This is a genomic window from Brevibacillus dissolubilis, from assembly GCF_006170445.1.
In the GTDB taxonomy this organism is placed as follows: Bacteria; Bacillota; Bacilli; order Brevibacillales; family Brevibacillaceae; genus Brevibacillus_B; species Brevibacillus_B dissolubilis.
The window spans coordinates 50,597-74,754 of record NZ_VCNA01000018.1 but is presented as its reverse complement, the minus strand read 5'-3'; the positions used below and the strand labels follow the sequence as shown (position 1 = coordinate 74,754).

Sequence of the window (24,158 nt, the reverse complement as noted above, 5' to 3'; positions counted from 1 at the left end):
CTCATAGACGATGAGGTTGATAGGCTCGGTGTGGAAGCGCGGTAACGCGTGGAGCTGACGAGTACTAATCGGTCGAGGACTTATCCACATTACTTGCATGCTTGCTTCCAGTTTTCAAGAAACAACCTTACCTGAATAGCGGATAATGAACTCTCAACCCAGAATAGTTGAGAGTTTTTTGATTTATATCCCCAAAAATTAACGGGAATCACTTGCGACTGAGGGGGCAGGTGGCTAACATGGAGAGTATGGGTGAGGATGATAAAGGGCAAGGAAGAGACCGCGAAGGAGAATCGAAATGAAAAAAATATTGATCTTTTCTGCGTCCATCGGCAATGGACATAACCAGGCAGCCAAAGCTATGCAGGAATGCTTAGCAGCTAAAGGTTATACCTCGATGATCATTGATACCTTGGAGTATATTAGCCCCACCTTCCACAAAATTTTGCTGGAAAGCTATACGAATCTGTTGAAGCTGTCACCGAAGATGTGGGGAAGGATTTATCACAACACGGAGCGGACCCGTTTTTTTGACATGAACGTCATGATGAACAAGCTCTTGGCCAACAACTTAAAAAAGCTGATCAACAGCGTGAATCCTGATGCTTTTATTGCGACGCATCCGTTTGCGAGCTGTATGCTGTCTGTGCTAAAAGGCCGCAATGAGTGGCCGGAGCCGATCTATACGATTATCACTGACTATACGATTCACCCTTCATGGATTAATCATCACATTAACTACTACTTTATTGCGCATGAGCAACTATATTATCTCGTGGATATTTACCAGCATGAGTACCAGAAGTTTAAACCGATGGGCATACCGATCATGAAGAAATTCCGTGAGCCGCTGGATCGCAGAGAGTTGAAAATCAAGTTTGGGATCGAGCCGGGGCAGAAGAGCATTATTTTATCGGGTGGGGGTCTGGGTTTGGGCCCTATGGAACAGGTGTTGGATGGGCTGGAGCAGATCGAGATGCCGCTCAAAGTATTCGTACTGACAGGCTTGAATGAGAAGCTGTACAGCAAAGTGACAGGACGGGGATACCGGCAGGAGGTTATTCCTTTAAAATATATTGATAATTTCCATGAGTACTTGGAGGTAGCTGATCTGATTGTGACCAAGTCAGGTGGATTGACGACAGCTGAGGTACTGAGCAAAAAAGTGCCGATGATTGTGTACAATCCATTGCCTGGTCAAGAGGAGCGCAACAGTCATTTCCTGATGAACAACGGGTGTGCGGTACATGCTAATGTGACAGAGCAGTTGATTTATTACATCGAAGAGCTTTTGCAAAACGAGATGAAGGTCGATTATATGCGCCGCATGGCAGATGTGATCGCGAAACCTGATGCGGCGGAGAGAATTACCGAATTCATCATGCAGGATATGAATCAGTAGCCTGCAAAAAGGAATCAGAGAAAAACGCTGGAATCAAAGACAGACGCTGAGGTGACGAGTGACGTGAGCATAAAGTACGCAGCTTTATTTGATATGGACGGGACCCTGCTCCAATCGGAGACATTGGTGATCCCGGCTTTTGAACGGACATTTGATGATCTGCGGAAGTGCGGGATGTATGAGGGGCCTACGCCTTCGGAAGACAAGTTAACTGGTGTATTGGGGATGATTCTGCCGGAGCTGTGGAAGACACTGTTGCCCGAGTCGACTGAGGAGACCCACGAGTGGGCAGCCGAGAACATGCTGAAGCACAATGTTGATCTGCTTCATGAAGGGATCGCCAACTTATATCCGGGTGTGAAGGAGCAGCTTCAGCTTTTGCGTGAGAAGGGTGTGAAGCTGTTTATCGCGAGCAACGGTCAGGAGAAGTACATCAGCACAATTGTCGAGGTGTTCGGGATTGCGGATTGGTTTACCGATCTGTATTCGGCTGGGCGTTTTCTGACGGAGACGAAGGTAGAATTGGTAGCCAAGCTGCTCCGGGATTATCAGGTAGAGCATGCTGTCATGGTCGGGGACCGCAAATCTGACGTGGAGGCTGGCAAAGGTAACCAACTGTTCACCATCGGCTGTGATTTCGGCTTTGCCAAGGCAGGCGAGCTGGACGGGTCTGATGTGATTATCAAGGATTTTGCTGAATTGACCAGACATATTCCGTTTCCGATCGTTCAGGGAAACTGAGACTGGAACATAGGGAACATATACGCAGACCATCTCTTCAATGAAAGGAAGGGATGGTTTTTTCGTTTACCAAAGCAAAATTTTGACGAAACTAAGAGTAGCAGAGAGGCACTTGACAATGGAGTAAAATAAATTATAATAAAAGTCAAAGATAGTCAAAGTCAATGTTTGATCAAGAGCAACCTGGTAAGGAGGCAGCTTCGTGCGTAACATATCGGACATCATTGAACAGCATATCAAGCGCATTTTGCAGGATAGCCCTTCTGGTGCCATTGAAATCCAACGAAGTGAGCTTGCCGAAATGTTTCAATGTGTACCTTCCCAGATCAACTACGTGATCAATACACGCTTCTCATTGGAAAAAGGCTATCTGGTGGAGAGTAAACGAGGCGGTGGAGGTTTCATCCGCATCAAAAAAGCCCAAATCATTTCCAAAAGCATGCTTCAGGAATTGCTTACCGAGGAGCTGATTGGTGACTCAATCACCCAGCAGACTGGATATGCAATTATTGACCGGCTCCATGAAGAAGGATTAATTAACGACAGGGAGTCGACACTAATGAAGATTGCCACATCACGAAATGTACTGCTGGTGGACGTGCACGTGCGTGACCATCTGCGGGCCAACATTTTGAAGCATATGATTGCATCCATTTTAATAAGGTAGTCCCCTGGCGCGTAGAATATAGCAGAAACGCTCCGGGATCTGGGACCCTTGGGATCAGCTAAGGAGGGAGTCGCATGAATTGCCAAGAATGTGGGAAACGTCCAGCTACCCTGCATCTGACGAAGATCGTCAATGGGGAGAAAACTGAGAATCATTTGTGTGAGCATTGTGCTCAGGAAAAAGGTCATTTCGTCCAAGGTTTCGGTAATTTCAGTATCAATAATCTCCTCTCCGGTCTCTTGAATTTTGACCCGATGAGCAAAAATGCGGCACAGGGAGCCATGGGCAACCCGTCTACGGCGACCAAGCCGATGCGTTGTGAGACCTGTGGGATGACCTACGCACAATTTAGCAAGAGCGGCCGGTTCGGATGCAGTGACTGCTACGAGCATTTTGGCTCCAAGCTTGACCCGTTGTTCAGACGAATCCACGGCAACACCAATCATGTGGGAAAAGTGCCGGAACGTACGGGTGGACAAATTAAAATCCGCAAAGAGTTAGAGCAACTGAAAAGTACTTTGCAACAATATATTGCAACAGAAGAATTTGAAAAGGCGGCGGAAATGCGTGACCGCATCCGTGCCTTGGAACAAAAAATCGCACAGAGCCAGTAATCGTGGAGAGGTGAGATTGGATGTCCTTACAACGTTTCATGCAATATCCATGGAGCAACTGGATGAAGGGAGAAGGGCCTGATGCCGACATCGTGATCAGCACCCGCTTACGGATTGCCCGTAACCTCAGGCAGCATCCGTTTCCACTGTTGGCTACCGATTCGCAAGCAGAAGAAGTGGTGAATAAGGTAGCAGAGGTGGCGACATCAGATGCGATGCAAAAGGTTGGCTCCTTTGAACAAGTCAAGATGGAGCAGTTAAGCCCGCTGGAAAAACGGGTCTTGGTGGAAAAGCACCTGATCAGCCCTAATCTGGCGGAGGAATCCCGTAAAGGTGCGGTGCTCCTCTCGGAAGACGAGTCTGTGAGCATCATGGTGAACGAAGAGGACCATATCCGGATTCAGGTGTTTTTGCCCGGCTTTCAGCTGAGTGAAGCATGGGAGGCAGGCAGCCGAATCGATGACATCTTTGAGAAAAACCTCAATTATGCGTTTAACGAAAACCGGGGATACTTAACCAGTTGTCCGACCAACGTCGGAACCGGGATTCGGGCTTCTGTGATGCTTCACCTGCCGGCTTTGGTGATGACGCAGCAGATCAATCGGATTCTGCAGGCGATCAATCAGGTGGGTCTGGTCGTACGGGGATTGTACGGCGAGGGCAGTGAAGCAGTTGGGAACTTGTTCCAACTCTCTAATCAGGTTACACTGGGAATGTCTGAAAGTGATATCATTTCCAATCTCTATAGTGTTGCCAATCAGATCATCCAACAGGAGCGTGAAGCACGCCGGTATCTTTCGGAGCATTCACGTACTGCACTGGAGGATCGGATCTGCCGCTCTTATGGAACTCTGCTGTACGCCCGTACGGTGGAATCCAAGGAAGCGGCACAGCGTCTCTCCGATGTCCGATTGGGCATCGATCTCGGAATTATTGATAACGTGACTTCTTTTACTCTCAATGAACTGCTGGTGAGCACGCAACCCGGTTATCTGCAACAGGCAGCAGGACAGAAACTGACTGCTGAACAGCGGGATGAGCGTCGGGCGCGTTTGATCCGAGAAAAGCTTTCCGCGAAGTAAACCAGAAAATTTAAGTTGTTGGAGGTGCAAGTCGTTATGATGTTTGGTCGTTTTACAGAACGCGCACAAAAGGTATTGGCACTTGCTTTAGAAGAAGCAGTACGTCTGGGTCACAAAGACATCGGTACTGAGCACGTACTTCTCGGTCTCATCCGTGAAGGAGAAGGAATCGCTGCAAAAGCATTGCAAGCTCTCGGTCTGGGTCTGGATAAGATCCAAAATGAAGTAGAATCCCTGATTGGTCGCGGTACAGATCAACAAGCGGCTCCAACAGGTGGCAACTACACTCCAAACTATACACCGCGTGCGAAAAAAGTCATCGAGCTGTCCATGGATGAAGCCCGCAAGCTGGGTCACACTTATGTAGGTACAGAGCATATCCTGCTTGGTCTCATCCGTGAGGGCGAAGGCATCGCCGCACGCATCATGAATAACCTCGGTGTGAGCCTCAACAAAGCCCGCCAGCAAGTGCTCCAACTGCTCGGCAGCTCTGAGATGATGGCGTCCCACCAACAAGCTGCAAGCAATCCGGCTGCGAACACACCAACCCTCGACAGCTTGGCCCGCGACCTGACTGCGATCGCCAAAGACGGTGGTCTTGATCCAGTCATCGGTCGTCAAAAAGAAATCGAGCGCGTGATTCAAGTGCTCAGCCGCCGTACCAAAAACAACCCAGTCCTCATCGGGGAACCAGGGGTAGGTAAAACCGCAATCGCCGAAGGTCTGGCGCAAAAAATCGTGAACAACGAAATCCCGGAAACGCTGCGTGACAAACGCGTCATGACCCTCGATATGGGTACAGTAGTAGCCGGTACCAAATACCGCGGTGAGTTCGAAGACCGCCTGAAAAAGATCATGGACGAAATTCGTCAAGCGGGCAACATCATCCTGTTCATCGACGAGCTGCACACGCTGATCGGTGCAGGTGGCGCAGAAGGTGCGATCGACGCATCCAACATCCTCAAGCCTGCCCTGGCTCGTGGTGAACTGCAATGCGTAGGTGCGACCACCCTTGATGAATACCGTAAATATATCGAAAAAGATGCTGCTCTGGAGCGTCGTTTCCAACCGATCCAAGTAGATGAGCCGACTCCAGAAGATGCAGTCCGCATCCTGACTGGTCTGCGCGACCGTTATGAAGCCCACCACCGCGTCAAAATTACAGATGAAGCGATTGAGCAAGCGGTGAAGCTCTCTGACCGCTACATCACCGATCGCTTCCTGCCGGATAAAGCAATCGACTTGATCGACGAAGCCGCATCCAAGGTACGTCTGCAATCCTTCACTGTACCACCAAACCTTAAAGAATTGGAAAGCCGTCTGGAAGAAGTACGCAAGGAAAAAGACGCTGCTGTCCAATCCCAAGAGTTTGAAGAAGCAGCAGCACTCCGCGACCAAGAGCAAAAACTGCGTGAAGAACTGGATCAAACCAAAAAAGACTGGAAAGAGCGTCAAGGCCAGTTGAACATGGAGGTCACTCCAGATGATATCGCCCATGTCGTAGCAGGCTGGACCGGTATCCCTGTCACTCAAATGAAACAAGAAGAGACCGAGCGTCTCCTCCGAATGGAAGAAATCCTTCATGACCGCGTGATCGGTCAAGATGAAGCGGTTAAATCCATCTCCCGTGCCGTACGCCGTGCCCGTGCCGGTCTCAAAGATCCGAAGCGTCCTATCGGTTCCTTCATCTTCCTCGGCCCAACCGGTGTAGGTAAAACCGAGTTGGCCCGCGCTGTAGCCGAAACTCTGTTCGGTGACGAAGACGCGATGATCCGTATCGACATGTCCGAGTACATGGAGAAGCATGCAACCTCCCGTCTCGTCGGGGCGCCTCCGGGATATGTAGGTTATGATGAAGGCGGTCAGCTGACTGAAAAAGTCCGCCGCAAACCATACTCTGTCGTGCTGCTCGACGAGATCGAAAAAGCGCACCCAGATGTATTCAACATCCTGCTCCAAGTTCTCGACGACGGCCGTCTGACCGACTCCAAAGGCCGTACCGTTGACTTCCGCAACACCGTTGTAATCATGACCTCCAACGTTGGTGCAAGCATGATCAAGAAAAACACCACACTTGGTTTCACTACAGGTGACACCGATAAGAAATACCAAGACATGAAGGATAAAGTGATGGATGAGCTGAAAAAGAGCTTCCGTCCTGAGTTCCTCAACCGGATCGACGAACTGATCGTGTTCCACTCTCTGGAGCAAGAACACATCGAACAGATCGTCAGCCTGATGACCGACGATCTGCGCAAACGTCTCAAAGAGCAAAATATCGACTTCGCTCTCACCGACGAAGCGAAAAAAATCCTCGCCAAAGAAGGCTTCGATCCAGCCTATGGTGCACGTCCACTCCGTCGTGCGATCCAGCGCAATATCGAAGACCGTCTCTCCGAGGAATTGCTCCAAGGCAATATCTCCAAAGGCGACACCGTCAGCATCGATGCCGAAGAGGGCAAGCTTGTGGTGAAGCGCATGGAAACCAGCACAACCTAATACACGCACACCAAAAAGAGCGTAGGCATGAGGCCTGCGCTCTTTTTTATATCTATTGAACTGTGACAGATACCGTTGATTTTTTCCCTTGGTACGTAACCGTGATCTTAGCAGTTCCTTTGGCCACTGCTGTGACGGTGCCGTTTTGGATAGTAGCGACAGATGCATTGGAGGTGCTCCATGCAGCCTTCTCGGTCACATTTTCCTTGGAACCGTCGGTATAGGTGGCATGTAAAGAAAGTTTGGTTTCTTCTTTTTCTTTCAAGGTCAGGCGGGTTTTGCTGACTTGGAGGCTCTTGAGTTTTTTCTCGGCTTGTTTATCACCGAAGGCGGTCAGCCTTTTGTAGGTGGCTGAATACACTGTGCCATCAGCTGCGACATACGGGTCAACGACATAATGGGTTTCGGCTTCATACGTCCATTTCTGAGTGCCGTCCGGTTTTATCGCGAATAAATACTTATCAATGGGAACATACACATTCCCGGCTTTATCAAAGGCAGGGCGGGTTTCGAACAAGCGGGTGTGGAAACTGTCAAACTCGGCTGTCATGTCATAATGCCATTTCTTCGTACCGTTTTTGTTCAGAGCAAACACCTGATACGTATTGTTCTTTGGTGGGCGGGTGATGACATAGATCGTGCCGTCGTAGCCCACAGATGGTTTTCCGACGATTTCAGTCTGTGTGCCGGTACCTTTCTCAAAAAAGGAGTATTGCCATAGCAATGTCCCGTCTGTTTTGACCGCATGGATGGTCTGGTAGTCATGTAGATAGAGAGTAGAGTCTGGCCCTTGTGTCATACCGAGCGTGCGATTGTTTTTGGGTTCGTACTTCATTTTTCTGCTACCATCTGGATAAAGACCGAGGATCCCACTCGCGGTGAAGAAGTACAGGTTGCCCTGCTTATCGAAATGTGGAATATCCACAACAGGAACGAACACCTTTTCTGTCCACTTGATCGTTCCATCTGGATTGAGAGCGGAGATCGTGTTCGCATTTTGTTGAAAATAAATCGTACCATCTGGACCTACCACAATGTCTTCGGAATTACTCAGAGGTGCATAGGATGGAAGAACGTATTTCCACAATAATTTCCCGGATGTTTTTTGAAAGGCGAATAGGGTATAGATATCGACTGTGGTCTGCTCTATGGCGAGCAAAAGCCCCTTTTTCCCAAAAATCGGTGTGGTAGGAAACGTGTTGTATGCATTGTGGATGGGGTGATCCCATTTCTTTTTCCCGTTGGGGTCATAGGCTGCGATGATTTCTTCTGCGCCTTGATAGATGTAGACAGAGCCGTCTTCGTCCGGTCTGGCTACAACCGCATGGCTCTCTTCTCCAGCGGGGTTGGAGATGACATCCCATTTCTTTTTGCCGGTTTTATCAATCGCTTGGATGGTACGGCGAGGGCCAAGGTAGCTCACATTGGCGAAGATCGTGTCATTTTTTTCGGCAAAGTAGAGCCAGGTCGGAATATAGGTGGTCGGCGGTACATCTGGGTCGCTCACGGACAGGTTGTAGGTCCACTTGACGGGGGGATTGATGGAGGTTTCTGTTTCGGCGTATGTATGGGCAGGCAGGACGGTACTGGTCACCAACACCAGTGCCAAGAGGTAAAGCGAGAGGATCGAATAGCTTTTCTTCATGGGAAGCCCCCTATGTAATGGAGTTGTATACTACGAACATCATTATATATCGGGTATGGAAATTTGTACCTACGAGTTTCATAGAAAAACCCTCTGAATGAGCAGAAAAGGTTCTTACTGCCCCCAGAGGGTTTTGTTGTGAGTATACTGTTTAGTTCACGGTTACCGTAATACTGATTCGTTTCCCGAGATAGACGCCGCGGATATAGGCGGTACCTTTGCCGATTGCAGTTACTTTGCCTCCTGAGACGGTGGCGACGGTCGGTTTGGAGCTGCTCCAGGTGGTCTGATCAGTGACGATCTCGCTGGTCTTGTCGATATAGACGGCCTTCAGTGTAATCTGATGCTGCTGGTTCACATCCAGAGTCAGACGACGTTTGTCAGGGAGCAGGGATCGGAGCTTCTTGATGGGGGCCTGTTTGTAGGCCGTCAGTTTTCCACCCGTCCCTACATAGACGGTGCCGTCCGGGCTGGCATATAGTCTGGAGCTGTATGGATTGGTGATCGTGGTATCCCAAACAATTGAGCCTGCGGAATTAAACATGAACAATCTACTGTTCACCGGGTAATAAAAATTGCCGTTGTCATCTACCATTGTCGTCAGATGAGCAAGAGTGACGTTACTGTCATTAGGGCCAAGAGGGAGCTCGGTCTTCCATTTGGCTTGCCCGGTTTTATCCAGAGCTAGCGCATGGAATGGCTTTTCGCTGCCGTAGACGTAATCAGTTACGTATAGCACTCCGTCTTTACCGAGGATAGACTTCTCTGTATACAGACGGGTGTCCGCGTTATCCAGTGTAAAATGGTAGACGACGGTACCAGTCGGCTTGAGTGCATAGACTTCTGTGGCCCCTACTGCGTACAGGGTGTCATCGCTGCCGATCTTGAGGCTTTTTGGAGAGAAGGGAGTGTAATTATCCTCTTGAACTTGTGTGCCCGGAGTGGTGTAGCCAGGCTCGAACTTCATCTTGAGGCTGCCATCTTCTTTGTTAAGTCCGGTCACGCCACGGTGGTTGAAGATATAGGGGGTTCCATTACGGTCAAAAACAGGGCTCATCGTGATGTTTTGATCGTTCTTTTTCCATCTCAGCTGTCCATTGGCTGCTTCAAAAGTGTACAGACCGCTGAACCCGTACGTATAGAGGGTACCGTCAGGGGAGACGGCCAGCTCATGACCCGCATCTACTTCCTTTTCCCAGAGGAGGTCACCGGTGCGGGCGTTCAGGGCTACGACCTTGGCGTATTTAGGTGCAGGGAGGTCATCGAGGACGAAGATCTCGCCTTTTTTGCCGAGGACAGGAATCACATCGTCGTAGGGCAGAGCCACCGCGATGCTGTAATCCCAGACCATTTGACCGTTGGCATTGTAAGCTTCCAGTACTTCGTAGTCACGGTTGTAGGCATAGACCCAGTTGTCTTTGGAGATGACAGGCTGGTAGGGGAAGGCGGCACCGTCGTGGTTGGTGAGAATTTCCCACTTTTTCTTGCCGTTCTTATCGAGGGCTTGGAGTGCTTTGCGCGGGTAGACGTAGTTGATGACTTGATAGATGGTATCGCCTTGTTCGGTAATAGACTCCCAGGTCGTCTCATTAGTGGTAGGCACCTCTGAATCATAAACGGTTGGTTTGTAGGACCAAGAGACAGTAGGAGCACCTGGCGTCTGTGACTGCGACTCTGCTTGCACGGGTTCTGCTTCTTGTTCCCAAGGATCATCTGATAGGACTTCATCTGCAGTCTCATTCTGCACTTGGTCTTGTGGCTGTTCCTGTATCTGCTCTGGGATCACATCTGTCTTTGCCAAAATATTTCCCGGAAAAAGTGTGCCAACCAAAACGGTCATTGCTAAGAGCAAATAAGAAAATGATTGCGTGTCTCTTCTCATCATGGTACGCCCCCTTCTGTAATCTGTTGGATTGTCTCTATAGTTTGTTTGGCGTTGGGTGTCACCCTGAATTCTTTGCTGTTCATCGGATTCCGATGTTGCTCGATATCCTGAGCTAGTTGTTGATATTGCTTATAGTGATGGATCAGCTGTACAGCAAGAGTGTGTACGGCTTGATCATCATTCTGCTGCCGTAATTGATGGATGGTTTCGATGCCCCATTGATAGTAGGCTTCATAGTTGGTCTTGTTGAAGCGGTCGGTTTGTATTGATTTTTCAAAAAAGTCAGTCGCTTGTAAAAATGGAGGTTGGTTTCCATGGAGCAGACCCAGTCTCCACAGCAGTGCAGTATCGTATGGTTCGAAGCGAAGTCCTTCCTGTAATGTATGCTTCTGCATCGCTTGCCATTTGTCCTGTGACGATGGAGGTAAGGCCGCGATCTTGGCATCCATCGCCGAGACCCAATCCAACCGATAGGGAGCATGGTAGGGATTCAGCTCAATGGCCCGTTCCAGATGAGACAGGGCAACTCTGGCATCCCGTGTCTGATAGGCTTGTGCAGCCGCTTGATCGGCCCGCTGGAATTGAATGATGGTAAACAGGCTTCCACCGATCAACAGCAGCATCCCAACTCGGTATCCGTATAAAAGCCAGACATCGGCAGGCTTCGGTGATGATACAGGAGACGCGGAAGCGGGGGTGAGAGTGTCCCACTTCAGTCCGACTGCGACCAGCAGAAGCAGCCAGAACCAGACAAATCCATATTCCATATCGAAGTCAACAGCCGCATGCGACAGGAGCAAAAGCACCGCAGGCAGGGCAACCGATTTTTGTTTCCACAGATGCAGTAGCAACACGGCGCACGCTGCTCCGAAAAGAACGAAGCCCAGAACACCTGTTTCGACCCATACCTGCAAGTATAGGCTATGTAACTTTTGAGAAGCGTACGGCAATTGCTGATACGTACCTACCAGGATGCTCCATGCGTTGCCGCCGTGTCCGATCCAAGGGGAGTCCTTGATCATCGACCAGGCATCTTGATAAGAGACCCAGCGGGCAGACCACGTATCGATACCAGTGGTGGCCCGTTGCTGTAAGGTGTCTGGCAGCAGTCGGGAGATCAGTCCGCCAAAAAGCAGGTCGGCAGCCAACAGACCGATGATGACGGTCAATCCATAAGGCCAAGCCCGAAGCCAGTGTGATGGTTGTGCGGAGGTGGAGGCGTGCCATTTTTCCACTAGAGGCAGCAGTCGCTCGATCAAGAGCACATAGCCGATACCAGCAAGAGCGGTGACGATCAGCCCGCTGTACCACGTCGTATCAGTTGGAACATCCCAAAGAAAAAGCGGGTACAGCAGAAGGCCTGTGACAAGACTTGTGGTGCCAAGAATGATATACTTGATGAGTTCCGATTTTTTCCAGATAATAAACAGGGTAAGTCCGATTACCAGCATCAACAGCCATACCGCTCTGGATTCTGTCAACAGAATGACGGGAAGATAGACAATCAGACCGAACAAGGAGAGACGACGAACCCAAGAAGACGTGTTGCTATTGCTATTGCGAACCAGCCACATCAGATGATAGAAATAAAATGAACCGACCACTGCTCCAAGCGTATTGGCGTACTGTAGAAATCCGGCCAATCGCCGTCCGGCAGCAGAGAGACGCTCATCGTTTGTGACCTGTACCATATCGGGAAAAGCGAGCAACTCATACCAGCCCATCAAGGAGCTTGCGGCGATCATCAGACCCATCACCGGGATGCTTTTCATCAGACACTCCTGCCCGCGCTCTGCGGTCTGAACCCAGCTGTACAGGAGGAAGAAGAAGCAGCCGTAGCTGACCCACTCTACAACCTGTAAAAGGTTCCCTTCTATCGATACGGCCCTGCCAAAGGAGATGAGAAATACCACAGCCACCCCGAATGGCCACAGCATCCACGCTGACCGATGCGATTCATGGCGAATCCATTGATAGAACAGATACAACCCCGCAACTGCCAGGATCAGCAGGTCAAACGGATAGCGCTCTTGTGAAAAAAACAACCCATGAGAGTAAAATGAAACGAGCATCCATCCGATAATTAGGTACGGGATTAACATTTTTATAAAATCCCCTCCTCTACTACCAAGTATATAACAAACATAGCAGGAGAAAAAACATCCAACTCGAATTTTTATAGGTAGAATAGATTAGAACGGACAGGAGTATATGTAGGTATGACCAAGTCAAAGACCAAATTTGCTTGTCAGGAATGTGGGTATGAGAGCCCAAAATGGATGGGAAAATGTCCGGGGTGCCACAACTGGAATACGATGGTGGAAGAGACCATCACCAAAGCGCCGGCGGGTGGCCGTGACCGTGGAATGCCGGTCAAGCAAAAAGCCCTGCCGCTTACCGATATTGACAGCCAAGAAGAAGCGCGACTTGATACGACGATCGGTGAACTCAACCGTGTGCTTGGCGGTGGATTGGTCTTAGGATCACTCGTGCTGGTGGGCGGTGACCCAGGGATCGGGAAGTCGACGCTGCTGTTGCAAACATGCTTTACGCTCGCTCATCAGGGGCATAAGGTTCTCTATATCTCCGGCGAGGAATCGGTCAAACAGATCAAGATGCGTGCCGACCGGCTTGGTGTCCAGACACCGAACCTGTTGGTGGTGACTGAGACAGATCTGGAAGTGATCGAGGAGCAGATCAATCAAGTCGATCCATTCGTGATGGTCGTCGACTCGATCCAGACGGTGTTTCATCCGGCGATTACGTCAGCGGCGGGAAGTGTGGCACAGGTACGTGAAACCACGGCCCATCTGCTGCGTATTGCCAAGAGTAAGAATATCGCCACTTTTATCGTCGGTCACGTCACCAAAGAAGGGGCGATTGCCGGGCCGCGTATGCTGGAGCATATGGTAGATGCGGTTCTCTATTTTGAAGGGGAGCGGCACCACACCTTCCGCATTCTGCGTGCGGTCAAGAACCGGTTTGGCTCGACCAACGAAATCGGTATTTTTGAAATGAAAGAAAAAGGATTGGAAGAGGTCGTCAATCCGTCAGAGATCTTTCTGGCTGAGCGTCCTGTAGGGGTAGCAGGCTCCACAGTCGTTGCGAGTATCGAAGGAACCCGCCCTGTGCTGGTAGAGCTGCAGGCACTTGTCTCCCCGACCAGCTTCGTCACACCAAGACGCATGGCTACTGGTGTCGATCACCAACGGGTAGCGATGATCACGGCCGTCCTTGAAAAGCGCGTCGGTCTGATGCTGCAAAGCCAAGACGCCTATGTCAACGTAGCAGGTGGTGTCCGTCTGGATGAACCGGCGATTGACCTGGCGATTGCCGTCAGTATCGTCTCCAGCTTCCGCGATCATCCAGCCAACCCGCACGATGTCGTCTTTGGGGAAATCGGTCTGACCGGAGAGGTACGCGGTGTATCACGGGTGGAGCAGCGCATCCGGGAGGCAGCGAAGCTTGGCTTTAAGCGCGTGATTATGCCCGAGAAAAGCATGCGCGGCATCGAGAAACCAGCAGACATTGAGCTCATCGGCGTAAAAAATATTGAAGAAGCGCTCGACGCAGTGCTGAGGGGGTAAAATCATGTTAGAAGCTTTACGTTTTGTCGCCCCTGGCACACCCTTTCGAGAAGGTTTAGAAAACGTACTTCGTGCGAAGACAGGTGCTCTCATTGTGGTGGGCTATGGTTCCGACATGAAAAATATTGTCGATGGAGGCTTTTCCATTAATTGCGACTTCTCTCCAGCGAATATTTATGAATTGGCGAAGATGGATGGGGCGATAATATTAAGTGAAGATGCCAAAAAGATTCTGATTGCCAATGCCCAGCTTACCCCGTCTGTCAATGTGCCCTCGATTGAGACCGGAACCCGTCACCGCACCGCAGAGCGCACTGCCAAACAGACACATCATCTGGTGATTGCCATCTCCCAGCGGCGTAATGTCATCACCCTGTACCAAGGCTCACACCGCTATGTACTCAAGGATATCGGTGTCATCCTCACCAAGGCGAATCAAGCGGTTCAGACCTTGGAAAAGTATAAATCTGTCCTCGATCAGTCGATGACCAATCTAACCGCACTGGAATTCGAAGAGCTGGTGACCATCCACGAAATCATCTCGGTCATGCAACGGATTGAGATGGTGCTTCGCATTAAGACAGAAATCAATAAATACGTGCTCGAGCTCGGAACAGAAGGCCGCCTGATCAGCATGCAGCTGGAGGAATTGGTCGCCAATGTAGAGGATGAAGCCTTTATGCTGATCCTCGACTACAGCCGCGACAAGAAGGCCGACCCGCATCAGGTGCTCAAGGAGATGAATAAGCTGACGTCCGATGAGCTGCTTGAACCAAGCTCCTTCCTGCGTCTGTTAGGCTACTCCTACACGACCAATCCGGCCGATGAATCCGTCCTGCCGCGCGGCTACCGGGTACTCAACAAGATCCCGCGTCTGCCGGCAACGATCATCTCCAATCTCGTCCAGCATTTCCACAACATCAATCAGATCACCATGGCGACGATCGAAGAATTAGATGAAGTGGAAGGAATCGGAGAAGTACGTGCAAGAGCGATCAAGGACGGCCTCAAACGAATCCAGGAGCAAGTGTTCATTGACAGACACATCTAGTTTGACTAGTATTAAGGCATTATGCTTTCCTTTCTTACCAATACATGTTTCCCTGTCATAACACTACGGGATCAAAGATATGGAGGTACCCTATGCTTCTAAAAGCATTGCCGAACATGCTGACAGTAGGCAATCTGTTCTTGGGGATTGTTGCGATCATCCTCGCTTTTCAGGGACTTGACTACGTCAGTTATGCAGCCATCACGGTCATCATAGGTATGTTACTTGACGGATTAGACGGACGTGTCGCGCGTATGCTCAATGCGCAGAGTGAGTTTGGGAAAGAGTTGGACTCCTTGTCTGATGTCATTACGTTTGGTGTCGCACCAGCCTTTATCATGTATGTGGCGGTGCTCCAAGAATTCCAGTTGGTCGGTATCCTTATCACAGCGATTTTCCCGATCTGCGGTGCACTGCGTCTGGCCCGTTTTAACGTGCAGGCAGGCACGCCGGGTTACTTTATCGGCTTGCCGATTACGGCAGCAGGCGGCGTTCTCGCTACCTTTGCCCTGTTCTATCAGGTGTTCCCGAAGCTGATGCTCCCGCTTGGTATGCTGCTTCTCGCGTACCTCATGATTTCCCGAGTCAAATACCCGAACTTCAAAAAAGTCGGCATCCCAAAAGGCGCCTACTGGATTATCCCAGTGATCGTCGGTCTGGTGATCCTCGTCGCCGTCAAGTTCCCGCAAGACTTCCCGAAACTGGTCTTCTTGCCGCTGATCTTGTACGCTCTCTACGGGGTAAAAAAAAACGTGGAGATCATGATTAAAAAGTTCAAAAAGAAAGACATCTCCGATGAAAAGACACTGCCTTTTGAATGAAAGGCACGTGACTCGCATAAAAAACCCCGTTGAGAATTTTCAACGGGGTTTTTGCAACTTTATAGGCACCTCGTTCGTAGTATAAATAGATGTGCCTTTTTGTGCTTAGGAGAGATTAAATACTCCCAGAGTCTGAAGCCTGGTTTGTTCCGTTTTCATTACATCGGACAGTTTGATGTCAGTCAGGTTGCACAGGGACGTCAGGTAAAACAGGGCCTTTCCCATTTCCGCCGTCAGCACCTCATGGCAGTGCTCACACAGCTCGCCATGAAAATGGGTACCGAGATGCTCCCGGTTCTCTTCGACGCTCGCTGTCGGGTCGTACGTCTGTTTGTTGGCGGACACTTCCACACAGCCGCATTCCGTAATCGATTTGGTCAGAGCACGATTGACGCGGGCCGTCGTTTCTTGCGTTTTGGAGAGGATGTCAAGCACGCTCCGATGCCGGATGAGCAATTGAGACACCTGTTGTTGAAAATCATCCAAATTGTTGCCGGACATGTACATCACCTCTAATCTGGGATGAGCATTTCGTCAGAATGTTCTTACATTCTTTTCCCATTATAAAAAGATTGATTTGTTCATGTCAAATTGCATATGTTTTATATTGACCTATGTTGCGTTAATATGTTAAAATTTACAGCTATTTGACACGGCAAAAAATCATTTGTTATAGTGAGGGGTAAGTTTATGATGAAAAAAAATGATTGGCTTCTTTCTCGCAAGACAGGGTTTTTTGTTCCATCTTCTGTCTATATTAATAAAAGGAGGTGAACTGCATGTTGTTAAAGCGAATCACAAAAGTCTTCTTTGTTTTGATCGGTGGAGGTCTGGGATACCAGTTTGGGCCACAATTGTTCTCTTTCTTGAATGAAATGCTTAATTTTGGAGAGGTTCCTGCACAGCCGTATTTTGGTGCAGCCCTGGGTGCAGTATTGTTTTTCTTCTTGACGAACTGGCTGGTCGATTATGTAGTCAACACGGTCCATTGGGGAGAAGAGATGCTCCTGAAACTGCCGATTACCGATGTGATGTTCGGAGCATTGGGGTTAATTATTGGACTTATCGTTGCCTTTTTATTATTCCTGCCCATCAATAGCATTCCGATTCTGGTCGTAGGAGATTTTTTGCCGCTGTTTGTTTCTGCTCTGCTTGGGTATCTTGGCTTCCAGGTGGGGTTCCGGAAGAAGGATGAGATCATGTCCGTGTTTGCCATCGGGCGCAAAGACAAGAACAAAAAGGAAAACAGTGGTCTTGCTGCGAACGTAGAGCATAAGATTTTGGACACGAGCGTGATTATTGATGGACGGATTGCGGATATCTGCCGCACAGGCTTCATCGAGGGCGCGTTGGTTATCCCAGGCTTCGTCTTAGAGGAGCTGCAGCATATCGCAGACTCGTCTGACGTGCTCAAGCGCAACCGTGGACGCCGTGGTCTTGATATCCTCAACAAAATTCAAAAAGAGCTGAAGGTCAACGTTCAGATCTACGAGGGCGACTTCGAAGACGTCACTGAGGTAGACAGTAAGCTCATCAAGCTGGCGAAGGTCCTGAACGGGAAGGTCGTCACCAACGACTTCAACCTGAATAAAGTGTGCGAATTGCAGGGTGTCCCTGTGCTTAATATCAATGATTTGGCGAATGCCGTAAAACCGGTTGTACTCCCAGGTGAAGAATTGCATGTGCAAGTCATCAAAGACGGGAAAGAGTACGGTCAGGGCGTTGCGTATCTCGATGACGGTACGATGATCGTCGTCGAGGGTGGCCGAGATTATATCGGTACCGAGATTGAAGTACTGGTTACCAGCGTATTGCAGACGTCGGCAGGCCGTATGATTTTTGCCAAGCCGAAGCTGTTGGAAAAAGCACTGTAGAGGAATTGAAGAGAGGGTAATGAACGTGGATACAGGTGTGGTGATTGTCGCGGCTGGTTCCGGCAAACGCATGGGAGCCGGATACAACAAAATTTGGCTGACGCTTGAGGATAAGCCGATACTGGAGCATACCGTACAAGTGTTTGCGGATCATCCAGAGATCGGTGAGGTGGTTTTGGTCATCAGTGAGCAAGACCTCCCCGATATCGAAGAATGGGCCTCCACCGTACCCTATGATGTGAAGCTCGCATTGGGCGGAGCGGAGCGACAGGACAGTGTCCGCAGTGGTCTGGCTGCCCTGTCTCCCTCCTGCGAGTACGTCCTGATCCACGATGCGGCAAGACCCTTCATCACCCCGGCGCAAATCAGCGAGACGATCGAAAAAGTACGCGAAGCCGATGCAATCATTGTGGCCGTACCCGTCAAGGATACGATCAAAGTGGTTAATCCGGAAGGGGTGGTCGAGGCTACACCTCGGCGTGAGAGCTTGTGGGCGGTTCAGACCCCACAAGCTTTTCGTCTTTCTCTCGTGATTGAGGCACATGCCAGAGCTATGGCGGCGGGCCTCTTGGGGACGGATGATGCGAGCCTTGTCGAGTGGATGGGCTATCCGGTGACGGTTGTGATGGGAAGCTATGAGAATATCAAAATAACGACTCCAGAAGATTTGGTCTTTGGGGAAGAGATACTGCGCAAGCGTAAAAATAAAAGGAGTAAGGTACCTATGATGCGAATTGGACAAGGTTTTGACGTACATCAACTGGTGGAAGGCCGCCCGCTGATTATCGGCGGTATCACCATTCCTTATGAAAAGGGGCTGCTCGGCCACTCTGACGCCGATGTGTTGCTTCACGCGATTACCGATGCGATCCTCGGTGCGATCGGAGAAGGGGATATCGGGCGTCATTTTCCAGATACGGATCCACGATTTAAAGACGCAGACAGCTTAAAGCTCCTCCTGCACTGCTGGAAAATGGCTAAAGCGCGCGGCTACGAGCTGGGTAACCTCGATGCGACGATCATCGCACAGGCGCCGAAGATGGCTCCGCACATCATCTCCATGCAGGAACTGATCTCGGTCGCGCTCGATGCTGACCTTTCTCAGGTGAATATCAAAGCAACCACGACTGAAAAACTCGGGTTTACCGGACGTGGGGAAGGCATTGCCGCCCAAGCCGTGTGTTTGCTTGTCAAGCAAGAATCGAAGTAGTATGATGAACTGGTATAGAATAGAAGGATGGTGTCGACATGACTAGGGAATTCCGTTTGCGTTACGCACCCAGCCCGACCGGTCATTTACATATCGGCGGTGCACGTACCGCATTATTTAACTACTTGTATGCACGCAGAAACGGTGGCAAGTTCATCGTACGCATTGAAGATACAGACCAAACCCGCAATGTAGAGAACGCAGCGGAGAAACAAATGGAAAACCTCAAATGGCTCGGCGTCGATTGGGACGAGTCCATGGATATCGGCGGCCCATATGCTCCATACCGTCAAATGGAGCGTCTTGATATCTACCGCGGCTATATTGACCAACTCCTCGCAGAAGGCAAAGCCTACTACTGCTACGCGACCAAGGAAGAGCTGGACGCTGAGCGTGAAGAGCAAATCGCCCGCAACGAGACACCGAAGATCGCAGAGCACCACCGCCATGTAACACCAGAGCAAAAAGCCCAATACGAAGCTGAAGGGCGTACCCCGTCCGTTCACTTCCTCGTACCAGAGGGCCGCAGCTATGTCGTGAACGACTCGATCCGCGGTGAGGTTACGTTTGATACCAGCGACATGGGTGACTTCGTTATCTGCCGTCCGGATGGAATCCCGACCTACAACTTCGCGGTTGTAATCGACGACTATCTGATGAAGATCAGCCACGTTGTCCGTGGGGAGGAGCACTTGTCCAACACGCCTCGTCAGCTCATGATCTACGAAGCGTTCGGCTGGGAAGCTCCACAATTCGCTCACTTGGCGCTCATCCTCAACCAAGAAGGCAAAAAGATGAGTAAGCGCGATGAGAGCATCATCCAATTCATCGAGCAGTACCGTGATCTTGGGTTCTTGCCGGAAGCGATCGTCAACTTCCTCGTTCTGCTGGGCTGGTCCCCAGGCGGTGAAGAAGAGATCTTCTCCAAAGAGCAGATCATCGATATCTTCTCACTGGAGCGCGTCAACAAATCTCCAGCGGTGTTCGATTCTACCAAGATGAACTGGATGAACAACCACTATCTCAAAGCGAAGCCGCTTGAGCTGATTACTGATATGTGTATCCCACACCTGCAAAAAGCAGGCTTCATCGAAGAAAACCTGTCCGAAGCAGGGTATGAGCGTGTCAAAGGAATCGTCGGACTCTACCAAGAGCAGATGTCCTATTGCGCGCAGATCGTACCGCTCTCCGCATTGTTTTTCCTTGATGAAGTGGTGTATGATGAAGAAGCGGTAGCAGTTCTTACCGAGCCGCAGGTTCCAGAGGTACTGGCATCCTTTAAGAAGCACCTTGAGGAGCAAGGCGAATATACTGTAGAAACGATCAAGGCGTCACTCAAAGCCGTACAAAAAGAAACCGGTCATAAGGGCAAAGCGCTCTTCATGCCAGTCCGTGTAGCGACTACTGGACAGGCGCACGGTCGCGACCTCGACCAATCTCTGTACCTGATCGGTCGTGAACAAGTACTTACCCGCTTGGAGCGAGTCATCTCCGAGCGTCAAGGAGCATAGATCGACAACCGCATACAGCCAAATGCGCTGAACAGGAGAAGTACAAGGAGCAAGCGTCACCAGAGAGAATGGACCAGGTGGAAGCCATTCGTCGCTTACCCTTAGAAATGCACCTGTGAGCATGTGACCCGAACCCGGGAACATAACCAGTTTCGGAAGTAGGTTCACACGTTTCGCCCACGTTACGGGAGTTGAGCGGGATCTTCCCAATAAGTAAGATCCAAGCAGAGTGGAACCGCGGTGAACACCGTCTCTGTGCCTGTATATGAAGCAGGCGTGAGACGGTGTTTTTGTTTTATTCGATAACATGGTTGGACAGGAGGCGAATTGGTATGTGGGGACGAATGAAGGAAGACATCGAAGTAGTATTTGAACAAGACCCGGCCGCCAGAAGCCGGATGGAAGTGATTATGACTTATTCAGGGCTACATGCCATTTGGATGCACAGAATTTCAAATCCGTTGTGGCGCAGAGGGTTTACGACTTTAGCCCGTATCGTCTCACAGTTAGCCCGTTTTATCACAGGAATTGAGATCCATCCAGGAGCAACGATTGGACGCCGTCTGTTCATCGACCACGGGATGGGAGTAGTAATCGGGGAAACCTGTGAGGTGGGGGACGATGTAACCATCTATCAGGGAGTTACGTTGGGTGGTACCGGTAAAGAAAAAGGCAAACGCCATCCGACCGTCGGCAACAACGTGATCATCGCCTCCGGAGCCAAAGTTCTCGGTTCATTCAAGATTGGTGACAACTCCAAGATCGGGGCAGGTTCTGTCGTATTGCAACCCGTTCCACCCAATTCTACGGTTGTCGGTATCCCGGGCCGTATTGTGATGCAAGACGGGAAAAAGGTCAAACGCGACCTCGACCACGTCAATCTGCCTGACCCTGTCCTTGATATGATCCGCCAAATGCAAAATGAGATTGAAAGCCTGCGGAACCAAGTTCATTCATTGCAAAAGGAAAAGGAGAACAACCAAAATGAGCATTCGCTTGTATAACACGATGACCAAGCAAAAAGAAGTGTTCGTCCCGCTTGAAGAGGGCAAAGTAAAAATGTATGTCTGCGGGCCAACTGTCTATAATTATATTCATATAGGAAACTCCAGACCGGCGATCATCTTTGACACGCTGCGCCGCTTTTTGAAGTACCGCGGCTATGAGGTGACATTCGTCCAAAACATCACCGATGTCGATGACAAACTGATCCGCCGCGCCAATGAAGAAGAGACGACCGTCCACGAGCTGGCAGACCGCTACACAGACGCTTACAACGCAGATCTGCAAGGACTCAATGTGTTGCCGCCGGATATCCAACCGCGAGTGATGAACACGATTCCGGAGATTATCGAATTCATTTCCGGTCTGATCGAAAAAGGCTTCGCTTATGAAAGTGAAGGCGATGTCTACTTCCGCACCAACCGCTTCGAAGAATACGGCAAGCTGTCCCATCAGCCACTCGAAGACCTGCAGGCAGGTGCACGTATCGAGATCAGTGAGAAAAAAGAAAACCCGCTTGATTTTGCATTGTGGAAAGCAGCGAAGCCAGGGGAAATTTCCTGGGAAAGTCCGTGGGGCCAAGGGCGACCAGGCTGGCACATCGAGTGCTCAGCGATGGCGCTCAAATTCCTTGGCGAAACCATCGACATTCACGCAGGTGGTACAGACCTGACCTTCCCGCACCACGAAAACGAGATCGCTCAATCCGAGTGCTACACCGGCAAGGTATTCGCCCGCTACTGGCTGCACAACGGAATGCTCAATATCAATAATGAGAAGATGTCCAAATCGCTCGGCAACTTCGTCCTCGCCAAAGACCTGATCGGACAACACGGCGGTCAATTGATCCGTTTCTTCATGCTGACAGGTCACTACCGCGGCCCGATCAACTTCAGCAGCGAACTGCTCGAACAAGCGGCTAATGGGCTGGAACGGATCAAAAATGCTTATACCAGCATCGGGCATCGCTTTACAACAGCCCGCCCGGAAGAGCCGAATGGCTTGGCGGAGGAGCAAGCACGTATCGTCTCTGAACTGCGTCAACGTTTCATCGAAGAGCTGAGCGATGATATTAATACCGCCAATGCAATCACGGTTTTGTTTGATTTGGCTAAAGAAGTAAACCTTTATCTTCGCAACGATAATGTCGGTGTCATCGAACTGCGTGCTTACAAAGAGCTGTTTGAAGAGATGTCTGAGGTGCTTGGTCTCATTCTGGTTGAAGAGGCACCACTTCTCGCAGAAGAGGTCGAAGCGCTGATCGTAGAGCGTACCGAAGCACGCAAATCCCGCAATTTTGCCCGCGCCGATGAAATCCGTGACCTGTTGACCGAAAAAGGCATCATCCTCGAAGACACCCCGCAAGGCGTTCGTTGGCGCCGTAAATAAGGAGCATATACTGTCATGTTCAGAGAGCCATTGACCCGCGATCCCAAACAAGCCAATTCGCTTGTGCTCGCATTCTTAGGGGATGCGACCTACTCGCACTGTGTCCGCTATCACCTGATTGCGAAGGGGATCGCGAAACCCAATGATTTACACAAAGAAACCAAGCGTTACGTATCCGCCAAAGCACAGGCAACCATCCTGCATGCATTGATGCCGCAGCTCACCGAAGAGGAACAACGGGAGGTGCGGCGCGGACGCAACGCCAAATCAGGCTCATCAGCCAAAAATGCCGATATCATCGATTATCGGCACGCTACAGCCTTTGAAGCATTGATCGGCTATCTATATTTGAACGGACAAGATGATCGTCTCGCTGAAATCATTCAGCAGGCATTCGCCATCGTGGAAGGAGCAGAAAGCATATGAGTGAAGAATGGATTGTCGGTAAGAATCCGGTTATTGAGGCGCTCAGATCAGGCCGCACCATCAACAAAATTTTCATTGCAGAAGGAGTCAATCAAAAACAGATGGGCCCTGTCTTTGCCTTGGCGAAGGAGAATGGCATCGTCATCAGCAACGCCAACCGCAAAAAACTGGATCTGCTCTCCGGAACGGAAAACCACCAAGGTGTCATCGCGTCCGTCGCTGCCTATGACTATATCGAAGTCGAGGATATGATTGCCCGCGCCAAGGAAAAGAACGAGCAGCCATTCGTTATCATCCTCGATGAACTCGAAGACCCGCATAACCTCGGCTCAATCCTGCGTACAGCAGATGCAGTCGGTGCTCACGGTGTCATCATTCCAAAGCGCCGCTCTGTCAGTCTGACCGCAACCGTAGCCAAAGCATCTGCCGGGGCGATCGAATATGTACCGGTGGCCCGTGTCACCAACATCGTACAGACCATGAAAGACCTCAAAGACGCAGGCTTCTGGATCGCCGGTACGGATGCCCAAGGCAAGCAGGATTTCCGTGAAGGCGACTTCACCATGCCAATTGCCATCGTGATCGGAAGCGAAGGCAAAGGAATGAGCCGTCTGGTCCGTGAAAACTGTGATTTCCTCTATCGTTTGCCGATGGTCGGACAAGTCACCTCTCTCAACGCTTCTGTTGCAGCAGCACTGCTCATGTACGAAGTTCACCGTTCGCGCAATCCGCTTCCAGCACGGGTGAAATAA

Annotated in this window: 20 protein-coding genes, 1 rRNA gene and 1 other annotated feature; of the genes, 17 read left to right on the top strand and 4 right to left on the bottom strand. The window is 50.2% G+C overall.

The window, feature by feature from the left end:
• From FGI41_RS24000 to FGI41_RS23970, 7 genes are all read left to right on the top strand, one after another.
• A 23S ribosomal RNA gene (locus FGI41_RS24000) occupies nt 1-88 on the top strand; the annotation flags it as partial.
• Nucleotides 89-298: 210 nt separating this feature from the next.
• Entirely contained in the window at nt 299-1,402 is a 1,104-nt protein-coding gene (locus tag FGI41_RS23995) for an MGDG synthase family glycosyltransferase (RefSeq protein ID WP_139492832.1), read from the top strand.
• Between the two features lie 63 nt (nt 1,403-1,465).
• Entirely contained in the window at nt 1,466-2,143 is a 678-nt protein-coding gene (locus tag FGI41_RS23990; protein ID WP_139492831.1) for an HAD family hydrolase, read from the top strand.
• A gap of 202 nt (nt 2,144-2,345) precedes the next feature.
• A complete protein-coding gene (locus FGI41_RS23985) occupies nt 2,346-2,810 on the top strand; it encodes a CtsR family transcriptional regulator (protein ID WP_139492830.1) in 465 nt (154 codons plus the stop codon).
• A 74-nt stretch (nt 2,811-2,884) separates the two neighbouring features.
• Nucleotides 2,885-3,424 carry a protein-arginine kinase activator protein McsA gene (gene mcsA / locus FGI41_RS23980; RefSeq protein ID WP_139492829.1) on the top strand — a complete coding sequence of 180 codons (540 nt, stop codon included), beginning with the start codon at nt 2,885-2,887 and terminating at the stop codon, nt 3,422-3,424.
• Between the two features lie 20 nt (nt 3,425-3,444).
• Nucleotides 3,445-4,506 (top strand): protein-arginine kinase McsB, encoded by a 1,062-nt coding sequence (gene mcsB, locus FGI41_RS23975; protein WP_139492828.1) that lies wholly within the window; start codon nt 3,445-3,447, stop codon nt 4,504-4,506.
• A 36-nt stretch (nt 4,507-4,542) separates the two neighbouring features.
• Nucleotides 4,543-7,005, top strand: coding sequence for an ATP-dependent Clp protease ATP-binding subunit (locus FGI41_RS23970; protein WP_139492827.1), 2,463 nt, complete (start codon nt 4,543-4,545; stop codon nt 7,003-7,005).
• Between the two features lie 52 nt (nt 7,006-7,057).
• Here the strand turns inward: FGI41_RS23970 and FGI41_RS23965 are convergent, their stop codons facing one another.
• The 3 genes from FGI41_RS23965 to FGI41_RS23955 all read right to left on the bottom strand — a co-directional run bounded on the left by FGI41_RS23965 (nt 7,058) and on the right by FGI41_RS23955 (nt 12,637).
• Nucleotides 7,058-8,650 (bottom strand): outer membrane protein assembly factor BamB family protein, encoded by a 1,593-nt coding sequence (locus FGI41_RS23965; RefSeq protein ID WP_139492826.1) that lies wholly within the window; start codon nt 8,648-8,650, stop codon nt 7,058-7,060.
• Between the two features lie 151 nt (nt 8,651-8,801).
• Entirely contained in the window at nt 8,802-10,535 is a 1,734-nt protein-coding gene (locus FGI41_RS23960) for an outer membrane protein assembly factor BamB family protein (protein WP_139492825.1), read from the bottom strand.
• Nucleotides 10,532-12,637 (bottom strand): O-antigen ligase family protein, encoded by a 2,106-nt coding sequence (locus FGI41_RS23955; protein WP_139492824.1) that lies wholly within the window; start codon nt 12,635-12,637, stop codon nt 10,532-10,534. Before FGI41_RS23955 ends, FGI41_RS23960 begins: the two co-directional genes overlap by 4 nt.
• Before the next feature lie 117 nt (nt 12,638-12,754).
• Here FGI41_RS23955 and radA point away from each other — a divergent pair, with 117 nt between their 5' ends.
• The 3 genes from radA (at nt 12,755) to pssA (ending at nt 15,994) form a co-directional block, all read left to right on the top strand.
• On the top strand, nt 12,755-14,122 hold the full coding sequence (gene radA, locus FGI41_RS23950) for a DNA repair protein RadA (RefSeq protein ID WP_139492823.1): 1,368 nt from the start codon (nt 12,755-12,757) through the stop codon (nt 14,120-14,122).
• Between the two features lie 4 nt (nt 14,123-14,126).
• Entirely contained in the window at nt 14,127-15,173 is a 1,047-nt protein-coding gene (gene disA, locus FGI41_RS23945; RefSeq protein ID WP_139492822.1) for a DNA integrity scanning diadenylate cyclase DisA, read from the top strand.
• Nucleotides 15,174-15,265: 92 nt separating this feature from the next.
• Nucleotides 15,266-15,994 (top strand): CDP-diacylglycerol--serine O-phosphatidyltransferase, encoded by a 729-nt coding sequence (gene pssA / locus FGI41_RS23940; RefSeq protein WP_139492821.1) that lies wholly within the window; start codon nt 15,266-15,268, stop codon nt 15,992-15,994.
• A gap of 105 nt (nt 15,995-16,099) precedes the next feature.
• On the opposite strand, the gene FGI41_RS23935 is transcribed toward pssA, so the two are convergent.
• The gene (locus tag FGI41_RS23935; RefSeq protein WP_139492820.1) at nt 16,100-16,495 is read right to left on the bottom strand and encodes a nucleoside triphosphate pyrophosphohydrolase family protein; all 396 of its coding nucleotides are present in this window, start codon (nt 16,493-16,495) and stop codon (nt 16,100-16,102) included.
• A 281-nt stretch (nt 16,496-16,776) separates the two neighbouring features.
• Between FGI41_RS23935 and FGI41_RS23930 the strand changes: the two genes are divergently transcribed.
• The 7 genes from FGI41_RS23930 (at nt 16,777) to rlmB (ending at nt 24,158) form a co-directional block, all read left to right on the top strand.
• A complete protein-coding gene (locus tag FGI41_RS23930; RefSeq protein WP_139492838.1) occupies nt 16,777-17,868 on the top strand; it encodes a PIN/TRAM domain-containing protein in 1,092 nt (363 codons plus the stop codon).
• A gap of 19 nt (nt 17,869-17,887) precedes the next feature.
• Entirely contained in the window at nt 17,888-19,078 is a 1,191-nt protein-coding gene (locus tag FGI41_RS23925; RefSeq protein WP_139492819.1) for a bifunctional 2-C-methyl-D-erythritol 4-phosphate cytidylyltransferase/2-C-methyl-D-erythritol 2,4-cyclodiphosphate synthase, read from the top strand.
• A 38-nt stretch (nt 19,079-19,116) separates the two neighbouring features.
• The gene (gene gltX / locus FGI41_RS23920; protein WP_139492818.1) at nt 19,117-20,589 is read left to right on the top strand and encodes a glutamate--tRNA ligase; all 1,473 of its coding nucleotides are present in this window, start codon (nt 19,117-19,119) and stop codon (nt 20,587-20,589) included.
• Nucleotides 20,590-20,607: 18 nt separating this feature from the next.
• Nucleotides 20,608-20,847 (top strand) — a binding site (T-box leader).
• Between the two features lie 74 nt (nt 20,848-20,921).
• On the top strand, nt 20,922-21,593 hold the full coding sequence (cysE, locus tag FGI41_RS23915; RefSeq protein ID WP_139492817.1) for a serine O-acetyltransferase: 672 nt from the start codon (nt 20,922-20,924) through the stop codon (nt 21,591-21,593).
• The gene (gene cysS / locus FGI41_RS23910; RefSeq protein WP_139492816.1) at nt 21,574-22,980 is read left to right on the top strand and encodes a cysteine--tRNA ligase; all 1,407 of its coding nucleotides are present in this window, start codon (nt 21,574-21,576) and stop codon (nt 22,978-22,980) included. Before cysE ends, cysS begins: the two co-directional genes overlap by 20 nt.
• A gap of 15 nt (nt 22,981-22,995) precedes the next feature.
• Nucleotides 22,996-23,406, top strand: a complete 411-nt coding sequence (locus tag FGI41_RS23905) for a Mini-ribonuclease 3 (RefSeq protein ID WP_139492815.1) — start codon at nt 22,996-22,998, stop codon at nt 23,404-23,406.
• Nucleotides 23,403-24,158, top strand: coding sequence for a 23S rRNA (guanosine(2251)-2'-O)-methyltransferase RlmB (rlmB, locus tag FGI41_RS23900; RefSeq protein WP_139492814.1), 756 nt, complete (start codon nt 23,403-23,405; stop codon nt 24,156-24,158). The genes FGI41_RS23905 and rlmB overlap by 4 nt, the downstream gene beginning before the upstream one ends.